The sequence below is a fragment of the Dyella sp. AD56 genome (assembly GCF_002878475.1).
Classification (GTDB): domain Bacteria; phylum Pseudomonadota; class Gammaproteobacteria; order Xanthomonadales; family Rhodanobacteraceae; genus Dyella.
In genome coordinates this window covers 182,271-202,923 of record NZ_NRDP01000003.1, presented here as the reverse complement: position 1 = coordinate 202,923, position 20,653 = coordinate 182,271, and the positions used below count along the sequence as shown (strand labels likewise).

At 62.8% G+C, this 20,653-nt stretch carries 17 protein-coding genes and 1 pseudogene; 8 read left to right on the top strand and 10 right to left on the bottom strand.

What is annotated here, in order from left to right; translation table 11 throughout:
• A pseudogene (locus tag DyAD56_RS24200) lies at positions 1-128 on the top strand (inorganic diphosphatase); the annotation flags it as partial.
• 69 nt (positions 129-197) lie between these two features.
• Here the strand turns inward: DyAD56_RS24200 and DyAD56_RS03435 are convergent.
• Complete coding sequence (locus DyAD56_RS03435; RefSeq protein ID WP_158241245.1) at positions 198-2,315, bottom strand: TonB-dependent receptor; 2,118 nt, start codon at positions 2,313-2,315, stop codon at positions 198-200.
• Positions 2,316-2,511: 196 nt separating this feature from the next.
• On the opposite strand from DyAD56_RS03435, the gene DyAD56_RS03430 reads away from it, so the two are divergent.
• Entirely contained in the window at positions 2,512-3,189 is a 678-nt protein-coding gene (locus DyAD56_RS03430; protein WP_102301340.1) for a response regulator transcription factor, read from the top strand.
• A complete protein-coding gene (locus DyAD56_RS03425; protein WP_146010427.1) occupies positions 3,176-4,534 on the top strand; it encodes a HAMP domain-containing sensor histidine kinase in 1,359 nt (452 codons plus the stop codon). Before DyAD56_RS03430 ends, DyAD56_RS03425 begins: the two co-directional genes overlap by 14 nt.
• A gap of 42 nt (positions 4,535-4,576) precedes the next feature.
• Here the strand turns inward: DyAD56_RS03425 and DyAD56_RS03420 are convergent, their stop codons facing one another.
• Positions 4,577-5,977 (bottom strand): MFS transporter, encoded by a 1,401-nt coding sequence (locus DyAD56_RS03420; protein ID WP_102301338.1) that lies wholly within the window; start codon positions 5,975-5,977, stop codon positions 4,577-4,579.
• Positions 5,978-6,060: 83 nt separating this feature from the next.
• Here DyAD56_RS03420 and DyAD56_RS03415 point away from each other — a divergent pair, with 83 nt between their 5' ends.
• Positions 6,061-6,702, top strand: a complete 642-nt coding sequence (locus tag DyAD56_RS03415) for a transcriptional regulator (RefSeq protein ID WP_102301337.1) — start codon at positions 6,061-6,063, stop codon at positions 6,700-6,702.
• A gap of 144 nt (positions 6,703-6,846) precedes the next feature.
• Positions 6,847-8,886: a M13-type metalloendopeptidase gene (locus DyAD56_RS03410; protein WP_102301336.1), complete on the top strand. Its 2,040-nt coding sequence runs from the start codon at positions 6,847-6,849 to the stop codon at positions 8,884-8,886.
• Between the two features lie 179 nt (positions 8,887-9,065).
• Here the strand turns inward: DyAD56_RS03410 and DyAD56_RS03405 are convergent, their stop codons facing one another.
• Positions 9,066-9,644: a hypothetical protein gene (locus DyAD56_RS03405; protein ID WP_102301335.1), complete on the bottom strand. Its 579-nt coding sequence runs from the start codon at positions 9,642-9,644 to the stop codon at positions 9,066-9,068.
• 677 nt (positions 9,645-10,321) lie between these two features.
• Entirely contained in the window at positions 10,322-11,320 is a 999-nt protein-coding gene (locus tag DyAD56_RS03400) for a TPM domain-containing protein (protein WP_158241244.1), read from the bottom strand.
• A gap of 147 nt (positions 11,321-11,467) precedes the next feature.
• On the opposite strand from DyAD56_RS03400, the gene DyAD56_RS03395 reads away from it, so the two are divergent.
• Positions 11,468-11,737 (top strand): DUF333 domain-containing protein, encoded by a 270-nt coding sequence (locus DyAD56_RS03395; protein WP_102301333.1) that lies wholly within the window; start codon positions 11,468-11,470, stop codon positions 11,735-11,737.
• 24 nt (positions 11,738-11,761) lie between these two features.
• Here the strand turns inward: DyAD56_RS03395 and DyAD56_RS03390 are convergent, their stop codons facing one another.
• From DyAD56_RS03390 to DyAD56_RS03365, 6 genes are all read right to left on the bottom strand, one after another.
• Positions 11,762-13,153 carry a pyridoxal-dependent decarboxylase gene (locus tag DyAD56_RS03390; RefSeq protein WP_102301332.1) on the bottom strand — a complete coding sequence of 464 codons (1,392 nt, stop codon included), beginning with the start codon at positions 13,151-13,153 and terminating at the stop codon, positions 11,762-11,764.
• Between the two features lie 42 nt (positions 13,154-13,195).
• Positions 13,196-14,443, bottom strand: a complete 1,248-nt coding sequence (locus DyAD56_RS03385; protein ID WP_102301331.1) for a cysteine desulfurase — start codon at positions 14,441-14,443, stop codon at positions 13,196-13,198.
• Between the two features lie 35 nt (positions 14,444-14,478).
• Positions 14,479-15,798: a Fe-S cluster assembly protein SufD gene (gene sufD / locus DyAD56_RS03380; RefSeq protein WP_102301330.1), complete on the bottom strand. Its 1,320-nt coding sequence runs from the start codon at positions 15,796-15,798 to the stop codon at positions 14,479-14,481.
• A complete protein-coding gene (sufC, locus tag DyAD56_RS03375) occupies positions 15,795-16,565 on the bottom strand; it encodes a Fe-S cluster assembly ATPase SufC (protein ID WP_102301329.1) in 771 nt (256 codons plus the stop codon). Before sufC ends, sufD begins: the two co-directional genes overlap by 4 nt.
• 82 nt (positions 16,566-16,647) lie before the next feature.
• Positions 16,648-18,129: a Fe-S cluster assembly protein SufB gene (gene sufB / locus DyAD56_RS03370; protein WP_102301356.1), complete on the bottom strand. Its 1,482-nt coding sequence runs from the start codon at positions 18,127-18,129 to the stop codon at positions 16,648-16,650.
• 44 nt (positions 18,130-18,173) lie between these two features.
• On the bottom strand, positions 18,174-18,608 hold the full coding sequence (locus DyAD56_RS03365; RefSeq protein WP_102301328.1) for an SUF system Fe-S cluster assembly regulator: 435 nt from the start codon (positions 18,606-18,608) through the stop codon (positions 18,174-18,176).
• 335 nt (positions 18,609-18,943) lie between these two features.
• On the opposite strand from DyAD56_RS03365, the gene DyAD56_RS03360 reads away from it, so the two are divergent.
• Positions 18,944-19,282, top strand: coding sequence for a P-II family nitrogen regulator (locus DyAD56_RS03360; protein WP_074547766.1), 339 nt, complete (start codon positions 18,944-18,946; stop codon positions 19,280-19,282).
• Positions 19,272-20,609, top strand: a complete 1,338-nt coding sequence (locus DyAD56_RS03355) for an ammonium transporter (protein WP_199178870.1) — start codon at positions 19,272-19,274, stop codon at positions 20,607-20,609. Before DyAD56_RS03360 ends, DyAD56_RS03355 begins: the two co-directional genes overlap by 11 nt.
• Positions 20,610-20,653: the final 44 nt, after the last annotated feature.

The window sequence follows — 20,653 nt, the reverse complement described above, 5'->3', positions numbered from 1 at the left end:
CCGGGCACGCTCGGTGGCGACGGTGACCCGCTCGACGCGCTGGTCGATTCTGCCGTTGGCCGCTGGTGCCGGGCTCGGTGATCCGTTGCCATCCGGTCGGCATGCTGAAGATGACCRRCGAAGCMGGTCAAAGTTGTCGCTGGTGGTGGGTTTCAGGTTGGGATTGCCCTGCGTGACGCTATCCGACGAAGGATCGATCAGCGTCGAGGTGGTGAGCTGGTTGAAGCCCGGACGGGCAATGGTCTTGGAGTAGACCGCGCGCCGATCAGCGACTCCGCGAACTCATAGCGGAGCTGCACCGTCGGGAAGAAATTGTTGTAACTGTGGCCCACCGAAATCGGCGTCGCGCCAGCAAACGCACCCGTGTTCGGATCGAGCAGCACTTCGTTGCCGCCATAGGCCCCCACGGTGCGCTCCCAGCGCACGCCAGCGAGAATGTCCAGCTTTTCGACTGGCTTGAACTGATACTGGCCGTACACGGCGTAGACACTTTCCTTGCCATTGGACGCGCCCTGCGCCTCGGCCTGCTGGTCGGCTAGCGGATTGGCCTCGGGGAACAAGCCCTGGTTGTTCACGTAGAGGTCGCGCAAGCCCGCCGCGTACAGGTTGTAGCCGTTCTGATAGTGCCCGTCGTAGAACGTCACCGGCTTGCCGCCGATGAACTGCGTCATCGGCAGTGCCGGGGGCACGGCGTTGAAACTCGTGATCTCGCTGTGGCGATCCTTCTTGCGCGCGCTTATGCCGAACTTGACGTTCTCGTCGCCGCCCTCGAACCAGCAGGTGGGGATGGTGACGTTGAACGCGCCTGTGTATTCCTGCGTGTGGTCGTGCTCGGTGCTGTTCTGGAAATCGGACAACGTATAGGCCGACGGATCCAGCGGGTTGCCATTGAGCGGATTGAAACGAGGGTAACGCGGATCGCTGATGTTGTCGTAAGCCACCGTATAGGTATTGGGGTTGGCGAACGTACTGTTGTAGTCGTGCGGTTTGTTGTACGTGCCGTAGGTTGCGGCCAGCAGGTAATCGATATTGAAGTCGTGGAAATGGTTCTCGCCGCCGATGGAGGCCACGCGCGTGGCGATGGTTTCGCGCTCATCGCGCAGCGTCTTGTCGTAGGTGACGTTGGGGTCGATGAAGCCCTTGGGGTTGGACGGATCGGCCGTCACCGAACCCGTGCCGCCACCGAACATGTTGTAGGTCAAGCGCTGGCGGTTCACCGACTCGGTATAGCCTGCCTTGAAGTAGCGCACGTACCATCGATTGTCATCGTCCGGCTGGTAGTTCAGTTCGCCGCCGTAGCCGATGCGGCGACGGTGGTACTGGTAACGCCGCTGCTCGAAGTCGTTCATCACCTTGTCGGGCGTACCATTGGCCTGGTCGTCCGCGTACGAGCCTTCGATGTCGTCGACGCCGCGCTTGTCTTCGTAGTACGCCAGGGTACCGATGAAGCTGAAGGCATTGCCGGGCCCGAAGCGGCTGCCGCCGGACACCTGATAGTCCTTGATCGGCGTGTCGCGCAGGCTCTCGAGACCGGTGCCCAGCTCCAGCTCAAGGAACTGGTCCTTGCCCGGCGGTACCTGCTTGGGCGTGATCTCGATCGTGCCGCCCAGGGCTTCGGCATCCTGGTCCGGCGTGTTGGTCTTGGTCACGGTGATGGCGCCGATCAGACCTGTAGGGATCGAGTCGAAGGCCACGGCGCGACCGCCGCCCATCGGTGATGCCGGGTTGGTCGGCGGCAGGCGCACGCCGTCGAAGGTGGCACCGTTGAGGTCGGCGTCCAAGCCGCGGATATTGATGAAGCGCCCCTCGCCCGTGTCGCTTTCCAGCGAAATGCCGGGAATACGGCGCACAGCCTCGGCTGCATTCACGTCGGGCAGCTTGCGGATCTCGGTGGCGGGCTGCACGTTCACCAGGTTGGGCGCCTCCTGCTGGATGCTGCGCGCCATGTCCAGCGGCGTGGTCTGCGCCGTCACCTTCAGCGCCTGCAGTGTCTTCGCCGCGCTACCCAGTTCCACATCCTGCTCAATCGTCTGACCGGCGTGCAGCATCACCTGCCGTTGCATGGGCGACTGCCCGTCGGCGCTGACCACCAGGTTGTAGTTGCCAGGCTCGACACCTTCCAGCTCGTACGTGCCGTCTTTCCCGGTCACCACACTGCGGTTCAGTTCGCTCAACGCCACCTGTGCGCCGGCCACCGGATGATGGTCGTTTTCAATGATGCCTTTGAGGGAGGCGAAGCCAGTCGCGTGAGCCATGCTCGCGCCGGTCAATGCAGCGACGCCCACAAGAATGCTGCCTGCACGTTTTGCTGCCATGAGTGAACCCTTGGATGAATGAATGCCCGGACGGTCTTGCGCCACGCTGTCGAGCGACAAGCGCGCTGTCATCCAACAGACACTAAGGAACTGCTATGACTAGCAAGATGCAGGGGCCTTACCTATCGGTAAGGAACCGCGTGACGTGGTTCGCGTTCGCAGCCACATGCACAGGCAAGCCATTGGAACGATGCCCATGAGAATCCTTATCGTGGAAGATGACCGCGAGACCGCCGCGCACATCGCCGCCGGTCTCCACGCCAGCGCCACACACATCGATAGCGCGCATGACGGTTATGCGGGCCTCACCATGGCTGCGCGCGAACGCTATGACGTGATCATTGTCGACCGCATGCTGCCCCGCCTCGACGGCGTATCGATGGTGCGAGAGTTGCGCCATGCCGGCCGTGAAACGCCGGTGCTCATGGTCTCCGCACTGGGGGAAGTGAATGATCGCGTCGAGGGCCTCAACGCCGGTGCCGACGACTACCTGACCAAGCCTTTCGCCATGATCGAACTGCGTGCCCGCTTCGCCGCGCTGTCGCGCAGGCCGCATATGACGGACCATGCGACGCTACTACGTGCCGCCGATCTCGAACTTGATCGCATCACGCGCGAGGTACGGCGTGCGGGCCAGCCAGTCGAATTGCAGCCCAGGGAATTTCGCCTGCTGGAATACCTGATGATGCACCAGGGCCGCGTGGTGACACGCAGCATGCTGCTCGAACATGTATGGGAGTTCCACTTCGATCCGCAGACCAGTGTGATCGAGACGCACATCAGCCGCTTGCGCAACAAGATCGATCGCGACTTCGAGCGGGAGTTGCTGCATACCGTGCGCGGCGCCGGGTATTGCCTGCGTGTCGAGGATTAACCCCTTACGTACCGCCGCGTTCCGCATGACGCTGATCCAGGCATCGTTGTTCGCGGTATTGGTGGCCGCCCTGCTTGGGATCGCATGGTGGAGCGTCAGCGACTATGCCGAGGCTCAGCTGCGCGCCAACGTCAAGACCGACATGGCCAGCCTGCTTCAGGCGGCGGCAGATCGCACGCTGGACATGCAGATCCGCCAGCGCGTGGCCGTCATGCCGGTGGGACCGGACTATTACCTGCTCACCGATGCCGCTGGCAACCGCATCGCCGGCAATCTGCGTTACCGCCCGAGCGTTGCCGGCTGGCAGACGGTACCTCTCCAGGGCGCCTTGGGCAAAGACAACAGCGACGCCGACGAAGTACATCTCTACGCAACGCGCCTGCCCGATGGCCGCTGGCTGGTTGCCGGTAGCGACAACCGCAGCGTGGTGGAGCTGAGCGAGTTGCTGAGTCGCCGCTTCCTGGAGATCGGCGTTTCCGCGTTGCTGCTCGTGCTCCTGACCGGCGGCATCGGCGGCTGGCTCTACATGCGCCGCATCGATGCACTGGGCGAGCTTGCCGAGCGCGCACTGGAGGGCGAAGCGGATTTCGTCATCGCACGTTCCGGCAAGAATGACGAATTCGACCGGCTGGCCAATCGCTTTCATCGCATGCTCACCCGCATGCACGTGCTGATGGACGGGATGCGCCAGGTGTCCAACGACATCGCCCACGACCTGCGCACGCCGCTGATGCGCATGCGCCAGCGCCTGGAGTCCGGCAGTGACCCTCACGCCAACGAAATGGGGCTGCGCGACAGCCTGCAACGCGCGCTTACCGAGGTGGACGATCTGCTAGCCACCTTCCGCGCGTTGTTGCGCATCGCCAGCGTGGAGTCCCGCCAACGCCGCTCGGGGTTCGACGAACTCGACCTGTCCGCACTGTTCGACGCACTGGCGGAAACCTACCGGCCCGTCGCCGAAGACCTCGGCCAGCAACTGTCGGCGAATATCGAAGCGGGGCGGCGCCTGCGCGGCGACCAGGCGCTGCTGACCCAGATGCTGGCCAATCTGATCGAGAACGCGCTGCACCACACCCCGGCGGGTTCACGCATCCATCTGGACCTGCAGAGCAGCGCTGATCGCCTCATCGGCCGCGTCACCGACTCCGGCTCCGGCATACCCGTCGCGGACCGCGAACGCGTGCTGCGGCGCTTCGTGCGCCTGGACAGCAGTCGCAGTACCCCAGGCAGTGGCCTGGGCCTGGCGCTGGTCAGTGCCGTCGCTGACCTGCATGGAATACAGCTTTCGCTGCGCGATGCGGATCCAGGGCTGACGGTGGAGCTGGACTTCCCTCTCGCCGCCTGAGCAGCGCGGGCCAATTGCAGCGCCATGCGCTGCGCGTACCGCTCAACGCGCCGCCGCGCGACGCGCCGCTGGCAGGCCGGCCAGTGCCAGCAGGGCAAAACTGCCGAACAGCCAGGGAACGGCGCGGCGTGCACCTTCCACACCACCCGGATCACTCAAACCTGCGGCATTGACGATGAGACCAGCCATCGCCGCACCCAACGCCATCGCATACAACTGCACCGTGGAAATGGAGGCGGAAGCGAGTGCGCCGTCCTCGGCGGGCACGCTGGACAGCAGGCTGCTCAGCAAATGCGGCCAGGCCAGGCCGATGCCAAGACCCACGCCGGCCATCGCCATGCACAGCAGTGCCAGCCCGATGCCATCGGCAAAGCCCTGCGTCTGTCGCAACATCAAGCCAAGCCATACGAGCGCCAAGGCCATCAACCATGGGCCGCTGCGCATGGCCCAGGCGGCGAAGCGCGCGCCACGTCCGGCGCTGATCATGGATCCAAAGCTCCACCCTCCCGCCATCACCGCGGTGAGATAGCCGGCCGCCAGCGGCCCGTGCCCGTGCACGACCTGCAGGAAATACGGCACAAAGATCTCGGCGTTACTGCCAATCACCAGCGCGGCCATGACCGCGTAGATCGCGCGAAGCCGGGATGGCTGGTAGGCCAGCGCCGGCAGCAGGCGCAACGAAGCGCGCCGATCCAGCCACGCGATGGGCGCCGCCAGCAACAAGCCAGCGGCGACACCCAGCACCTGCCACATAGCAGCATGGCTGAGGCTGGCCAACGAAATGGTCAGCGCCGATAACGTCAGCAACAGCAGGCGCAGGCCAGGCAAGCGGAACGGCTCGTCGCTGCGCGTGCCGGCTGGCAGCCAGCGAATCACTATCACGGCCAGCACGGCGGCCACAGGCAGCAGCGACCAGAAGGCATCGCGCCAGTGGCCCCACTGCGCAAAGACGCCACCAATGGCCGGGCCGGACAAGGTGGCAATGCCCCACATCGCCGACACCAGGCCCATCGCCCGCGGCCACAACCCTGGCTCGAACACTTCGCGAATCAACACGTAAGCGAGCGATACCAGCACGCCGCCGCCAAGACCCTGCAACGTACGCCCGGCCAGAAGCGTCGGCATGTCGCCCGCCATGGCGCAAATGACCGTACCCAGCGCAAACGCCATCAGCGAGGACAGGTAGGCGTTCTTGCTGCCCCATCGCCGCGCCAACGGAGCGGCAGCGCTTGCGCCAACGATGGATGCGATCACGAACAGCGTGGTGTTCCACGCGTAGTACGCCATGCCGCCGATCTCAGCGACGGTGGATGGCATCAACGTGGTAACCATGTAGATGTTGATGGCGTGCAATGCGGTGCCGCCGGCCAGCGCCAGGCAGCGCGTGCCGTTGCGGCCGCTGAGCAGTTCGCGCCAACTGGGAGATGTGGCGATGGTGGACATGAAACCTCGACAGTGCGCGCACGCGCGCCTAATATCCAAGAATGTACTTGCATATTAGTCGAGACGGCCGGAATTAAACAAGAATGAACTTGGAAAATAGATCCGAGGCCACAGCCGAACGCATCCTGTTCCAGCTCAAGACCGTCGGCCCGCAAGGCACCGCGGCGCTGGCCGATGACTTGGGTCTAACCACGGAAGCCGTGCGCCAGCAGGTGCAGAAATTGGCGGAAGCAGGCCTGATCGCCGGCGAAGCCGAGCGCGGCAGTGGCGCCGGGCGCCCACGCCAATGTTGGGCACTGACCCAGGCCGGGCATGCACGCTTCCCAGATACCCACGCACAACTGGCGGTCGAGCTGATCGATTCCGTGCGCACACTGTTCGGTGACGCGGGCGTCGACCGCCTGATCGATGCCCGCCGCGACGACAGCCGGCGCCATTACATCGATCATCTGGGCAGCGCACGCACCACCGGCGAGCGTGTTCGGCGCTTGGCCGAACTGCGCGAACGCGAAGGCTACATGGCGCGAGCGGAGCGCGACGGCCGCGACTGGCTGCTCATCGAGGACCACTGCCCCATCTGCGCGGCGGCCCGCGCGTGCCAGGGCTTTTGCCGCAGCGAACTGATGCTCTTCCAGGATGTGCTCGGCCCGGAAGTGCAGGTCACACGTGAACAGCATCTGCTGACGGGTGGACGACGCTGCACCTACCGCATCGCCCGCCGCTGAAGCCGTCGATCGCCCCGCCATCGCGCCGCACAATGACCTTCGACACTGTCGGCTGACTGACGCCGCTCCCTAGCCTCAGCATCGGGGCCACGTGCCCCGTGTATACGACCGGATGCGCGCGGCGCGTCCCTTTTGGGAGATTCCATGAAGAACCGCATTGTGAAACCGCTCGCGCTTGCCGTGGGCCTGAGCCTGTGCACCGCTGCACTGGCCGCCCCCTCCGGCTCCTTCGACGTGAAGGAACTGGACACCGGCAAGAACGTCTGTAACGACTTCAACGGCTTCGTCAATGCGAAATGGCTCGCCGCCAACCCGATTCCCGCCGACCGCACACGCTGGGGCTCGTTCGATGCGTTGCGCGAAGACAGCCTGAATGTGCAGCACGGCATCGTGGACAAAGCCGCCAAGGATGCCGCGACCGCCAAGCCCGGCTCCATCGAGCAGAAGATTGGCTACTTCTATGCCTCGGGCATGGATGAAGCTGCCGTCGAAAAGGCGGGCTTTGATCCCATCAAGCCCGAACTGGCGCGCATCGACGGCCTGAAGAACGGCAAGGACATCGCAAGCTACATCACGGAAAGCTACGCCAAGGGCAACCCGGTGGCGTTCCGTTTGTATGGCAACGCCGACTTCAAGGATTCCAGCCGCCAGATTGCCTACGCCAACCAGGGCGGCTTGGGCCTGCCAACCGCCGACTACTACAGCAAGCCGGATTTCGAAAAGATCCGCACCGAATACGTGGCGCACATCGCCCGCACGCTGCAACTGGTCGGCGTGAACGAAGCGGATGCGCAGAAGCAGGCCAAGACGGTGATGGCGCTGGAAACCCGCCTTGCTGCTGCCTCACTGGTGCCCACCGAATTGCGCCAACCTGAGAATCGCTACCACTACATCAGCATCACCGATGCCGACAAAGTAACGCCGCACTTCGAATGGGCTGCGTTCTTCAAGGCCCAGGGTGCCGATGTGAAGGACGGCTTCTCGTTGTCACAGCCGAAATTCTTCGCCGAGTTCGACAAGATGCTGGCCGACGTGCCAGTGAACGACTGGCAGGCCTACCTGCGCTTCCATGCCATCGACGCGGCGTCACCGTACCTATCCAAGCCATTTCAGCAGGAAGACTTCGCCTTCAACGCGCAGACGCTCAACGGCCAGAAGGAAATGAAGTCACGCTGGAAGCGCACGCTGGACAGCGTAGAAGGTGGCATGGGCATGGCATTGGGCCAGCTCTATGTGGCACAGACCTTCTCACCGGAGTCGAAAGCGCGTGCTGAACAATTGGTCGGCGATCTGCGCGCCGCCTACAAGACGCGCATCGAGAACTTGCCGTGGATGAGCGACGCCACCAAGAAGAAAGCGCTAGAGAAGTGGGCCACCTTCACGCCCAAGATCGGCTACCCGGACAAGTGGCGTGACTGGAGCGGCCTGACCATCAAGTCCGACAGCAGCTATTTCGAGAATGTGCAGGCCGCCGACCAGTTCAACTACGCCTACATGATCGGCAAGATCGGCAAGCCGGTGGACCGCACCGAATGGGGCATGACGCCGCAGACGGTGAACGCGTATTACAACTCGCTAAAGAATGAGATCGTGTTCCCCGCCGCCATCCTGCAGTCGCCGTTCTTCGACGCCAAGGCGGACGACGCACTCAACTACGGCGGCATCGGCGCGGTGATCGGCCATGAGATGGGCCACGGCTACGACGACCAGGGCAGCAAGTTCGACGCGCAGGGCAACAACGTGAACTGGTGGACCGACGAAGACCGCAAGGCTTTCGAAGCGCGCACCGATCTGCTCGCCGACCAGTTCAACCACTATGAAGCGCTGCCTGGCAAGTTCGTCAATGGCAAGCTGACCATGGGCGAGAACATCGGTGACCTCGGTGGCCTCAACGCCGCGTACGACGCGTTGCAGATGGCGCTCGCCCGCAACCCCGCCGAAGCGAAGAAGAAGATCGACGGTTACACGCAGGACCAGCGCTTCTTCCTCAATTGGGCGCGCGTATGGCGCGGCAGCATCCGTCCAGAGGCACAGCTCACCTTGCTCAATACCGATCCGCACGCACCGGCGCAATTCCGCGCCATTGGTGCACCCTCGAATATGCTGGCGTTCGCGCAGGCATTCCAATGCAAGGCCGGTGACACCATGGTCCGCCCGGCCGATAAGCAAGTGAAGATCTGGTAACCATCGTTACCCATCGTCTGAAACAAAACGCCGCGGCCATACCGCGGCGTTTTGTTTGCTGCGCAAAGCGTCGCTCGCCCATCATACCCAGTCAGCCAGCAGCATGTGGAGTGAGCTCGCGAGGCACCGATCATCCCTCGCTCGTGAGAGCGATGCGTCGCAGTAACAAAGGTTGGCAACTACAAGCTGAGAATATTTAGCGTCACGGTGCCCGACAAACTCGTCACACCCTGCGGAGTGAAGCAGGCGCCGTCCACAATATCCTGAAAGTCTGGCAAGACCACCACCAGGGTAGCGGTACTCCCCCCACCAACACCGGACATCACCGTCCCCGTGAATGTCGCTGTCAACGTTCCATCAACGGCGATCGCATCCACCACCTCCGTGTAATTCACCACGCTCTGGCTGCCGTTGCTCCAGTAGTAGGTTTCCGTTGTGTTCGTCGGCTGGAGAGTCGCCGCGATGTCACAGTCCACAAGAAAATTCCCCTGCACCGTGGATGTTCCACCATTCAAGTTGGATGGCACACCGATCTTTACCGGACAACCGGTGAGATTTTGCGTAGCTGCGAATTGTACCGTTCGCTCCGTATCGATTATTCCGGGAGTGAACGTATAGGCTGTGGAGCCCGTACACAGCACCTCCAAGACAGCCGCATTCGCAACAGGAGCGAAACCCATGGCCAGCAACCCCACCACGAGAGAAACTGCACCAACGATCATGGATCGGAAGAAACCTCGAATCGCAAAAGTACTCATGACAGCACCTCCGGCGAAGGGAAATATTCGATCACTTGCCCATTACCAACCCTGCGACAACTCGGCCGCGTTCACCTTTCCACATTAAAAGTGACGACCCAAACCAAGCGACTGGCGCGCAGATGCAAGTGAACAGGCATGACGCGCTCACCCACCAGAAGCGAAAGAGAACACCGTGCAACGTTGAATCAATCACGATGCAACTTCCCCACGGAAAGGCGCAAGCCAAAGCCCAGGGCGAGAACCGTGGATCTCAAACGCAAACAATATTTGGACGTCTCTGATGACGAGACGAACGAACCCGGATATCTCTGACGCCCCTTATGCCCAACATCCACTGGGGCACACTCACTAGCACAGCACAGGATGCGTTAACGCCCAGTCGCCGCTACGTGGATATCCACCATCACCGTATGCGCATCCACTGACGTTGAACATGGGCATCACGGACGGAGATACCGAAAATCGTAGCAACCATGATGGGGTAGATTACGAACCACTTCACCGTATTCCTACGCACTCATGCGCTCCCCCAAGAGTGCGACAGGCAATCACACCAGTCGCTTGCGCATTTCCATCAATGCCGTGATGTACGCGTCAACTTGTTCGCAGGCGTTATAGAACGCGAGCAAGACACGCAACAGCGCAGATGCTCGCGGACTTTTTATTTCCGAAGCTCACCAACTGCCGGAAGCGCCACCGCCACCCGAACTGCCTCCGCCACCTGAATAACCCGACGACGACGAACCAGAGCTACTGCTACCCGAACCGCCACGCCTTCTCCGGCTCTCCGTACCCACCAAGCCAGCGCCAGCCGGACCGGTCCAGGTGATCAGCTGCCCAAGGGTTGGCGGCCATGCTTCGACGGCGGATTTGCGCTTGCCCGTTCCACCGTGCTCGTATTCATAGCGCATACGCCGGCGACGCCAGAGCATCGCCACCAGCACATGCGTGACATACGCCAGCACCACCGCCCACCACGGCCAGACCAGCAGCAACAGCGGCAAGGTGAGCGGCCCAAGCAGGAACAGCATCCACCAGCTTCCGCCTTCCTTCGACATCCACGCGAACATCAAGCAGAACAACAGCACACCCACCATGAACCAGCCGGCGCCGGACTTCCAAAAGCCCATGCGCGTAATCACCTGATTCGGCGTTTCCTGCGGAGGCGCTGCCGCTGCGGATGCATCCCCATCGAGGACGCCCAGTACACCGTCCACACCCGATTCGACGCCAGCGACATAGTCGCCATCCGCGAAATGCGGCCGCATGCGCTCACGGATAATGTGCGAACTAGCCAAGTCGGTAAGCGTGCCTTCCAGCCCGTAACTCACCTCGATGCGCATGCGGTGGTCATCTACAGCCACGACGATCAGGACACCGTTGTCCACGCCCTTCTGGCCCAGCTTCCACTGCGCGAACACGTCGTTGGCGTAGCTTTCGATGTCCTGCCCGTTCAGGCTGCGGACCGTCAGCACCACCACCTGCTCGCCGGTGCGCTGTTCGTGCGCCGCCAGCTTCGCCTCGATAGCGGACGCATCCTTGCCCAGCACCTGAGCATCGTCGTTCACTCGCCCCTGCAAGGCCGGCACATCGGTGGCGTGAAGCTGGAAAGCCAGCATCAGCAACAGCACGCCAAAAACATGCCATACATGGCGAAACGTAGAGATTTTCAAGGCAACTTGCTCCATGTCATCCATTTCCGTGCGTGCCAGTGAACACGCCAAGCATACCGCTGCCTCGGCAGAACTTCAGATGCATCCGGGTGATACGCTCCATTGACGGGACTATAGTCGCGCAACGCCCCTTCCTCAGAACACTCTATGAAAATCATTGCCGCAACGCTGCTCGTTCTCGCCTTGTCGGCTTGCGCCACGTCATCGCCGACACCAGAGCACAACGATACGAAGCCATCCATCGGCATGGCCAACCCGGCCTCCGTGGCCTGCATCAAGCAGGGCGGCAAGCTCGACCTGCGGCAGGACGCGGCAGGCAACGTCAGCGGCATCTGCGTATTCCAAGATGGCAGGCAGTGCGAGGAATGGGCCTTGTTTCGCGATAACCAATGCGTGATGCCCGACAAGAAGCCGTGACGCAAAAACAACACGGCGAATGACTCAGGGCAGCAGCCGCTGCAGCGCCTCAAACGTCCGGTCGATATCGTCCATGGTCGTGCGCCAGTTGCAGATCGCGGCGCGCAGGATAGGTTGGCCATGCAGGGATGATGGCGACACATAAGCCGTACCATCGGCATGCAATGCCTTCTGCAGGCGGGTAATGGCTGCTGCATCTGCATCCACTGGCGCGAAGCACACCACGTTGAGCCGCACGGGTGCCGCCAGGCGCCAGCGTGGATCACCCGTGATCAGTTCGCCCAGTCGATTCGCCGCCGCACAGTTGCGCTCGACCATCTCGGCGTAACCCTCGCGGCCGTAGGCCTGCAGGGTCATCCACAAGGGAAGCGCGCGGAAGCGTCGTGAGTTCTCCGGCGCAAGGTGCAGGAAGTGATCGGGTATCGGCTCAGGCGCGGGCAGGTAGGCCGAATGGTTCTGAAACACTTCCAACTGCAACGGCAGATGTGCGGTGTAGGCGATGGCACAGTCGTAAGGCACGTTAAGCCATTTGTGCGCATCCACCGTTACCGAGTCCGCCGCCTCAATGCCTGCCATCAGCGCGCGGCGTGGCGCTGATGCCGCGGCCACGCCACCGAACGCCGCATCCACGTGCAGCCAGAAACGATGCTGCTGTTTGAGTTCCGCTAACGCGGCCAGATCATCGAAATCGACCGTATTCACCGTACCGGCACTCGCAACCACAATGCTCGGCTGGTCGCCACGCTCGCGTAGCAGTCGCGCGAGCTCATCTACCCGCAAAGCCTCGCGACCATCCTGCTGGGGAATCACATGGATGGCATGGCGACCCATGCCCGCCATGCTCAACGCCTTGAGCGTGCTCGAATGTGCACTGCCGGCGAACACCGGCACCGGCGGCAGGCCGTGTAAGCCCTCCGCAGCGACGTCGCGGCCGTACTCGTGCCCCACCCATTGCCTTGCCACCGCCATGCCGACGTAGTTGGCCATGGTGGCGCCGGTCACGCAGATGCCCGTCCAGGCCGAAGGCCAGTCGAGCAACTGACGCAGCATATCAACCGCCTGCAACTCGATCACCGACGCACAGGTGTCGCCGTTGCGTTGTGTGTTCTGGTCGTACGTGCTGACCAACCAGTCGGCCGCGAGTGCAGCAGGCGTGCCGCCGCCGGTCACAAAACCGAAGTAGCGTGCTCCTGGGCTACCTGAGAGCATCGCGTCGTAGTCCCGGTGGAACTGCTCCAACGCTTCGAGTGCGCCGATGCCTTGCTCGGGCAGCACAACATGCGCGGACACGTCGCGCGGCAGGCTGGCCGCCACGGGCCGCTGGTCGAGTCCATCAAGGTAGCCGCCTGCCAGTTCGCGCGCGCGATCGAGGATCGCGTCCATCGCGGCGAGGTCATTCTTCAGGTGCGTGTGCATGCGATTCCTTCGTAGCCAGTGACATCCCTGCCCTCGCTGCGCTTACATCAGCAGCTTGCGCACCTTCAACAACGCCGTGATGAATGCATCCACTTCCTCGCGTGTGTTGTAGAACGCGAGCGAGGCGCGCAGCGTGGCTGGCACTTTGAAGAACTGCATCAGCGGATGGGCGCAATGGTGACCCGAACGCACCGCGACACCCTGCAGATCCAGCAGCGTGGCGAGATCTGTTGCCTGCGCACCCTCGATCAGGAAGGAGATAACCGGCTCCTTGTCCAGCGCTTCGCCAAACAGGCGCAGGCCGGGAATGTCACGCAGCCGCTCCGTCGTGTAGGCAAGCAACTGCTGCTCCCACGCATGGATGGCGTCGAAGCCGATCGAATCGTAGTAATCGATGGCAGCACCCACACCGGCGAAGCCAGCGATATTCGGTGTACCCGCCTCGAACTTGTGCGGCGGGGCGGCGAAAGTCGTGCCGGAGAAACTGACCTCGCGGATCATCTCACCACCGCCGAAGAACGGCGGCATGGCTTCGAGATGCTCTTTGCGCGCCCACAGCGCACCGGTGCCGGTAGGCGAAAGCATCTTATGACCGGTGAAAGCATAGAAGTCGCAACCGATCGCCTGCACGTCTACCGGGCGGTGCGGCACAGCCTGTGAACCATCCACCACCAGCGGGATGCCGCGCTTGCGGCATTCGCGGGCAATCTCACGCACGGGGTTGACCGTACCCAGTACGTTGGACACGTGCGTGACACAAGCCAGCTTCACGTCGGGCGTGAGCATCTCGAAGTATTTCTCGAGGATCAGTTCGCCGCGATCGTCGATAGGTGCGGCCTTCACGGTCGCACCCGTGCGCGAGGCAACGATCTGCCACGGCACGATGTTGGCGTGATGCTCCATCACCGTGGTGAGGATGCTGTCGCCTTCCTTCAGACGCGGCATCGCATAGCTGTAGGCGATCAGGTTCATCGCCTGCGTCGTGCCCGAGGTGAGAATCACCTCGTTGCGCGACGTCGCATTGACGAAGCGCGCCAGCTTATCGCGAGAACCTTCGTAGGCCGCGGTGGCTTCCTCGCCGAGCAAGTGCACGGCGCGCGACACGTTGGCGTTGCGCAACCGGTAGTGCTGGTCCACCGCTTCGATCACGCTCAACGGCTTCTGGCTCGTATTCGCGTTGTCGAAATAGATCAGCGGCTTGTCATGCACGGTGCGCGACAGCAGCGGGAAGTCCGCGCGGACACGCTGCACGTCGAAAACGGTGGGGCTCGGTCGGGTCTGTGCGTTCATCGTGATCCTTTCGCCAAGATGCCGTCGCTCGCCGCTCAGGCGGAGGGAAGGTGTGCCATCAGCTGGGTGTTGATGTGTTCGCGCAGCCCATCGTCCGCCAGCCCGCCGAACACAGCGCGGCAGAACGCTGCCGTGAGCATGGCGCGCGCTTCGGCTAACGGAATGCCACGCGAGCGCAGGTAAAACAGCGAACGCTCGTCGAGCTGGCCGACAGTGGCGCCGTGCGCAGCCTTCACTTCATCCGCGTAGATTTCCAACTCGGGCTTGGTATCGATCTCGGCCTGGCCGGACAACAAGAGATTCTTGCTGCTGAGGCTGGCATCGCTGCCATCCGCGCCCGCGGCCACCACGATGGCGCCGCGGAATACGCCGCGCGAACGCTCGTCAGCTACACCCCGCCATACCGATTCTGAGGCCGTATTCAACGCCTGGTGGCGGATCGACATCTGCGTATCCATGTGCTGCCGCCCGCGCAGCGTGAACACGCCGCGCGTATCCAGCCGCGACTTGTCGCCCGCCAGCACGGCATGCAGGTCATGGCGCACCAGCGAACCGCCGAGTTCCATCACGTACAGCGCCGCGTGTGCATCTGCATCGAGGTGAATGCTGTCGTGGCGCACCAGCGTGCTGCCCTCCGACGCGTCCTGCAACGTCACATGGCGCAACTTGGCACCCTGACGCAGCACGATGTCGGCCACCTGAGTACCCAGGTCTTGCTGTGCGCCGGACGACACATGCTGCTCGACCAGCGAAAGCTCCGCGCCTTCGCCCAGTTCGATCACATGACGCACGTGCCATGCCAGCGCGCCTTCAGCCGGCGCACCGATGAACAGCAGACGCACGGCCTGCTTGACCTGGGTTCCAGCAGCGACGCGCAGCACCACGCCGTCGCCGGCCAGCGCCGCGTTGAGGCGTGCAAAGACGTCACCGCCCTCGCGATAGTGCCGTGACAGGGCGAAGCGCAGCGGTTCGGCATCACTCTGCAGTGCCTGCGATAGCGGCTGCAGGCTCAAGCCTTCCGGCAGTGGGTCGACGCGCGACAGATCGGGGCGGAACACACCGTTGACGAAGACCAGCGAGGGGCCGTCGACACCGGGCAAGGCAAAATCTTTCACGTCGATGGAACGCGTGGCCGCCTGCGCGTCGCCCGGCGCAAACCGGCGCTGACCCAGCGCACGTAGTGCCGTGTACTTCCACGCTTCCATGCGCGTGTCCGGCAGGCCACCGGCGGCGAACGCCTCGAGATTCTCGCGACGCGCGGCATCCAGCCAGCCGATGCCGCTGCCCGGCAGGCGTGCCTGCGCGGCAGCCTCCAGCAGCGAGTCGACGAAGGGCGTGCGCTGCGGCTCACTCATGCTGAGGCTCCGGTCAGTGCGGGGTCCTTGTCGTTCACCCACGCATAGCCCTGCTCTTCCAGCTTCAGCGCCAGCGTCTTGTCACCGCTCTGCACGATGCGGCCGTCGGCCAACACGTGCACGAAATCCGGCTCGATATAATCGAGCAAGCGCTGGTAGTGCGTGATCACGAGGAAACCGCGCTCGGCCGAACGCAGCGCATTCACACCCTGCGCAACCTGCTTGAGCGCGTCGATGTCCAGACCCGAATCGGTTTCATCGAGGATCGCCAGCTTCGGCTCCAGCACGGCCATCTGGAAAATCTCGTTGCGCTTCTTCTCGCCACCCGAGAAACCTTCGTTCACCGCGCGGTGCAGCAGCTCGTCGGAGATCTGCATGATCTTCAGCTTCTCGCGCACCAGCTTGAGGAACTGCATGGAATCCAGTTCCTTCTCGCCGCGCTGCTTGCGCTGCGCATTGAGCGCGGCGCGCAGGAAGTAGGTGTTGTTCACGCCGGGAATTTCCACCGGATACTGGAAGGCCAGGAACACACCGGCGGCGGCGCGCTCTTCCGGCTCCAGCGCGAGCAGATCGACGCCGTTGAAGGTCACCGTGCCTTCGGTCACTTCGTAACCGTCTCGGCCCGAGAGTACGTTCCCCAGGGTGGACTTACCGGCGCCGTTGGGCCCCATGATCGCGTGCACCTCGCCCGGGTTCACGGTGAGCGTGAGGCCCTTAAGGATGTCCTTGCCCTCGACGCGGGCGTGCAGGTTCTCGATCTTCAGCATGGCGTTTTCTTCAGTAGGCGACGCCGTGGCATCGCAGTTTCAAATGGTGGGTTTGGGCTTGCCGTGATCGCGCGAAGCGGGATCAGCCGACCGCGCCTTCCAGCGACACTTCCAGCAGCTTTTTGGCTTCCACCGCGAACTCCATCGGCAGTTCGCGGAAGACTTGCTTGCAGAAGCCATCGACGATCATCGACACGGCGTCTTCCTCGCCGATGCCGCGGCTACGGCAGTAAAACAGCTGGTCATCGGAAATCTTGGAGGTGGTGGCCTCGTGCTCGACAATGGCCGTAGGGTTCTTCACTTCCATGTACGGGAAGGTGTGTGCGCCGCACTTCTTGCCGATCAGCAGGCTGTCGCACTGCGTGTAGTTACGCGCGCCCTCAGCACCCTTCTCCACCTTCACCAGGCCGCGATAGCTGTTGGAGCTGCGGCCAGCGCTGATGCCTTTGGAGACGATCTTCGACTTGGTGCCCTTGCCGATGTGGATCATCTTGGTGCCGGTGTCGGCCTGCTGGTGATGATGCGTCAGCGCGACCGAGTAGAACTCGCCCACCGAGCGATCGCCCCGCAGCACACAGCTGGGGTACTTCCAGGTGATGGCCGAGCCGGTTTCCACCTGCGTCCACGAGATCTTCGAATCGCTGCCGCGGCAGTCGCCGCGCTTGGTGACGAAGTTATAGATACCGCCGACGCCATTCTCATCGCCTGGGTACCAGTTCTGCACGGTCGAATACTTGATCTGCGCTTTTTCCAGCGCGACCAGTTCAACGACAGCCGCATGCAGCTGGTTTTCGTCGCGCATCGGCGCGGTACAGCCTTCCAGATACGACACGTAGGCGCCGTCTTCGCACACGATCAGCGTGCGCTCAAACTGCCCGGTGTTGATCGCATTGATACGGAAATAGGTGGACAGCTCCATCGGGCAACGCACGCCCTTGGGGATGAACACGAACGAGCCATCGGAGAACACGGCGGAGTTGAGCGCGGCAAAATAATTGTCGCCCACGGGAACCACGCTGCCGAGGTACTGCTGCACCAGCTCAGGATGTTCGCGGATGGCCTCGCTCATGGAGCAGAAGATCACGCCCGCCTCCGCCAGTTCCTTGCGGAAGGTAGTACCCACCGACACCGAGTCGAACACGGCGTCGACTGCCACACCCGCGAGCTTGGCGCGCTCGTGCAGCGGCACGCCGAGCTTGTCGTAGGTTTCCAGCAGTTTCGGATCCACCTCGTCCAGCGATTTCGGGCCGGATTTCGGCGCGGCGTAATAGCTGATGGACTGGTAATCGATCGGCGACAGATTGAGCTTGGCCCAATCGGGCGTGGGCATGGTGAGCCAATGGCGATACGCCTTCAAACGCCATTCGGTCATCCACTCCGGCTCTTTCTTGAGTGCGGAAAGCTGACGCACGATGTCTTCGGACAGGCCGACCGGCAAATATTCCGTCTCGATGTCCGTGGTGAAACCGGCTTCGTAGCGACGACCCAGCGCTTCGGCAACTTCAGCGTTGTCGCGAAGTGTCGTGGCGGAAAGATCACTGCGTTCGGTGGTTTCGGTAGTCATGGCATTCTTCGTGTCGTCGTGCGCGGTCGAGGGTTGCGTCGTGTTCATCCGATCGGATGGATTTCGATGCGACGACTGGGTGGTTTGAGCATGTCGGACAGGCTGACGGCGCGCAGAGCGCTGTCTACGACGCTGTTGACGTGTTGCCAGTTAGCGCGCACGCCGCATTGCGACTCGCGCTCGCACTGGCCTTCGGCGAGGCTGCACTCGGTCATGCCGATGGGGCCTTCCAGCGCTTCGACGATCTGCGCCAGGGTGATTTCCCCCGCCGGACGCGCCAGGCGGTAGCCGCCGTTGACGCCGCGAAAGGACTCCACCAGTCCAGCATGGCCGAGCGACTTCAGGAGCTTGCTCACGGTCGGCAGCTCCAGACGCGCCTCATCGGCGATCTGCGCCGTGCTGAGCACGTCGTCTGGGTGAGCGGCGATGCAGGTCATCACCACCGTGGCGTAGTCGGTGAGTCGGCTGACGCGGAGCATGGGGAATCGGCCAGGGAGACTGCGGGAATCGGTACCAAAATGGTACTGATTAATGCCTCGGGGGTCAAACCGCGGCGTCGCACCAAATACGGGATTCCGCCGCGCCTTGATGCCCTGTTTGCGGGCAATGCGAGACGCCAACGCCCCGAAGTGCCCGCCTCTTCTCACCGTCATCCCTGCGAAGGCAGGGATCCAGCGCCTTTCACAACCCATTGAAGGCGCTGGATTCCCGCTTTCGCGGGAATGACGATGTGTGGTCCTCAGGCGACGTCAGTCGGTCCCTGGCACGCATCCTGCTGCACTGCCACATATCGACCGCACGGGGAGCGCTGGGGATGAAGTGGATTACGGCCATCATCAAACCGTTCACGCTGGACGATGTCCGCCAAGCGCTAACGGAAGTGGGCGTGACGGGTATGACCGTCACCGAGGTGAAGGGTTTCGGCCGCCAGCACGGACACACCGAGCTCTATCGGGGGGCGGAGTACGTGGTGGATTTCCTGCCCAAGCTGAAGCTTGAAGTGGCAGTGGCAGACGAGCAGCTCGACCGAGCGGTGGAAGCCATCATCGGCGCCGCGCGCACCGGCAAGATCGGCGACGGCAAGGTATTCGTTAGCGAGCTCGAACAGGCCATCCGTATTCGCACGCAGGAGGTCGACGTCGATGCGCTCTGACCCCAAGATGGGCAAGACCCTGTTTGCCGTATCCGCCCTGCTAGCCTCATCCCCGTTATGGGCGCAGGTAGCTGAAGCACCCACACATATCGACAGCGGCGACACCGCGTGGATGCTCACCGCCACGGCCTTCGTGCTGCTGATGACGATTCCCGGCCTGGCGCTGTTCTACGGCGGCATGGTGCGCGCGAAGAACCTGCTGTCAGTGTTGATGCAGTGCTTCGCCATCACCGCGTTGGTCACGGTGCTATGGATGGTTTACGGCTATTCGCTGGCCTTCAGCACCGAAGGCATGCAGGTACACGTGACCAATCTGCATTCATTCGTCGGCGGACTCGATCGCGTCATGCTTGCCGGCCTGAAACCGGACTCGCGCTACCAAACGGTGCCGGAAAGCGTGTTCGTGATGTTTCAGCTCACCTTCGCCATCATCACGCCGGCGCTGATCATCGGCGCCTTCGCCGAGCGCATGAAGTTCAGCGCGCTGCTCTGGTTCAGTGGCCTGTGGCTGACCATCGTCTACCTACCAATGGCGCACATGGTGTGGAGCGGCCCGGGTTCGTTCCTTGGCGACCTGGGCGTGATCGATTTCGCGGGCGGCACCGTCGTGCACATCAATGCCGGTATCGCGGGCTTGGTGGCGTGCCTGGTGATCGGCAAGCGCCGCGGCTACCCAAACGTGCCGATGCCACCGCACAACCTGGGCTACACCGTGATGGGCGCCAGCCTGCTGTGGCTGGGCTGGTTCGGCTTCAACGCAGGCTCGGCCGTGGCCGCCAACGGTAGCGCGGGCATGGCGATGCTGGCGACGCAGGTAGCCACCGCCGCCGCGGCGCTGGGCTGGTTGTTCGTCGAGTGGATCGTGCACGGACGCCCCAGCGTGCTGGGCATCGTCTCCGGCGCGGTCGCCGGCCTCGTCGCGGTGACTCCGGCAGCCGGCACCGCCGGACCGGGCGGCGCACTGGTGCTTGGCCTCATCGCGGGCGTGGTCTGCTTCTTCAGCGCCACGCGGCTCAAGCACAAACTCGGCTATGACGATTCGCTCGATGTGTTCGGTGTGCATGCCATCGCCGGCATCGTCGGCGCGTTGCTCACCGGCCCGCTCGCCTCACCGAAACTAGGCGGATTCGGTACAGTGGAATCGCTGTGGGGGCAGCTGTGGATCCAGGCCAAGGGCGTGGGATTCACGGTGATCTGGAGCGCGGTGCTCAGCCTGGTGATTCTTAAGCTGATCGATTGGACGTTGGGGCTGCGTGTGGATGACGAACAGGAGCAGGTTGGCCTGGACATCTCGCTGCACGAAGAGAAGGCTTACAACCTCTCGTAAATGACAGTTTCATGGCCCCTCTCTCCCCTGTCTGGGGAGGCGGA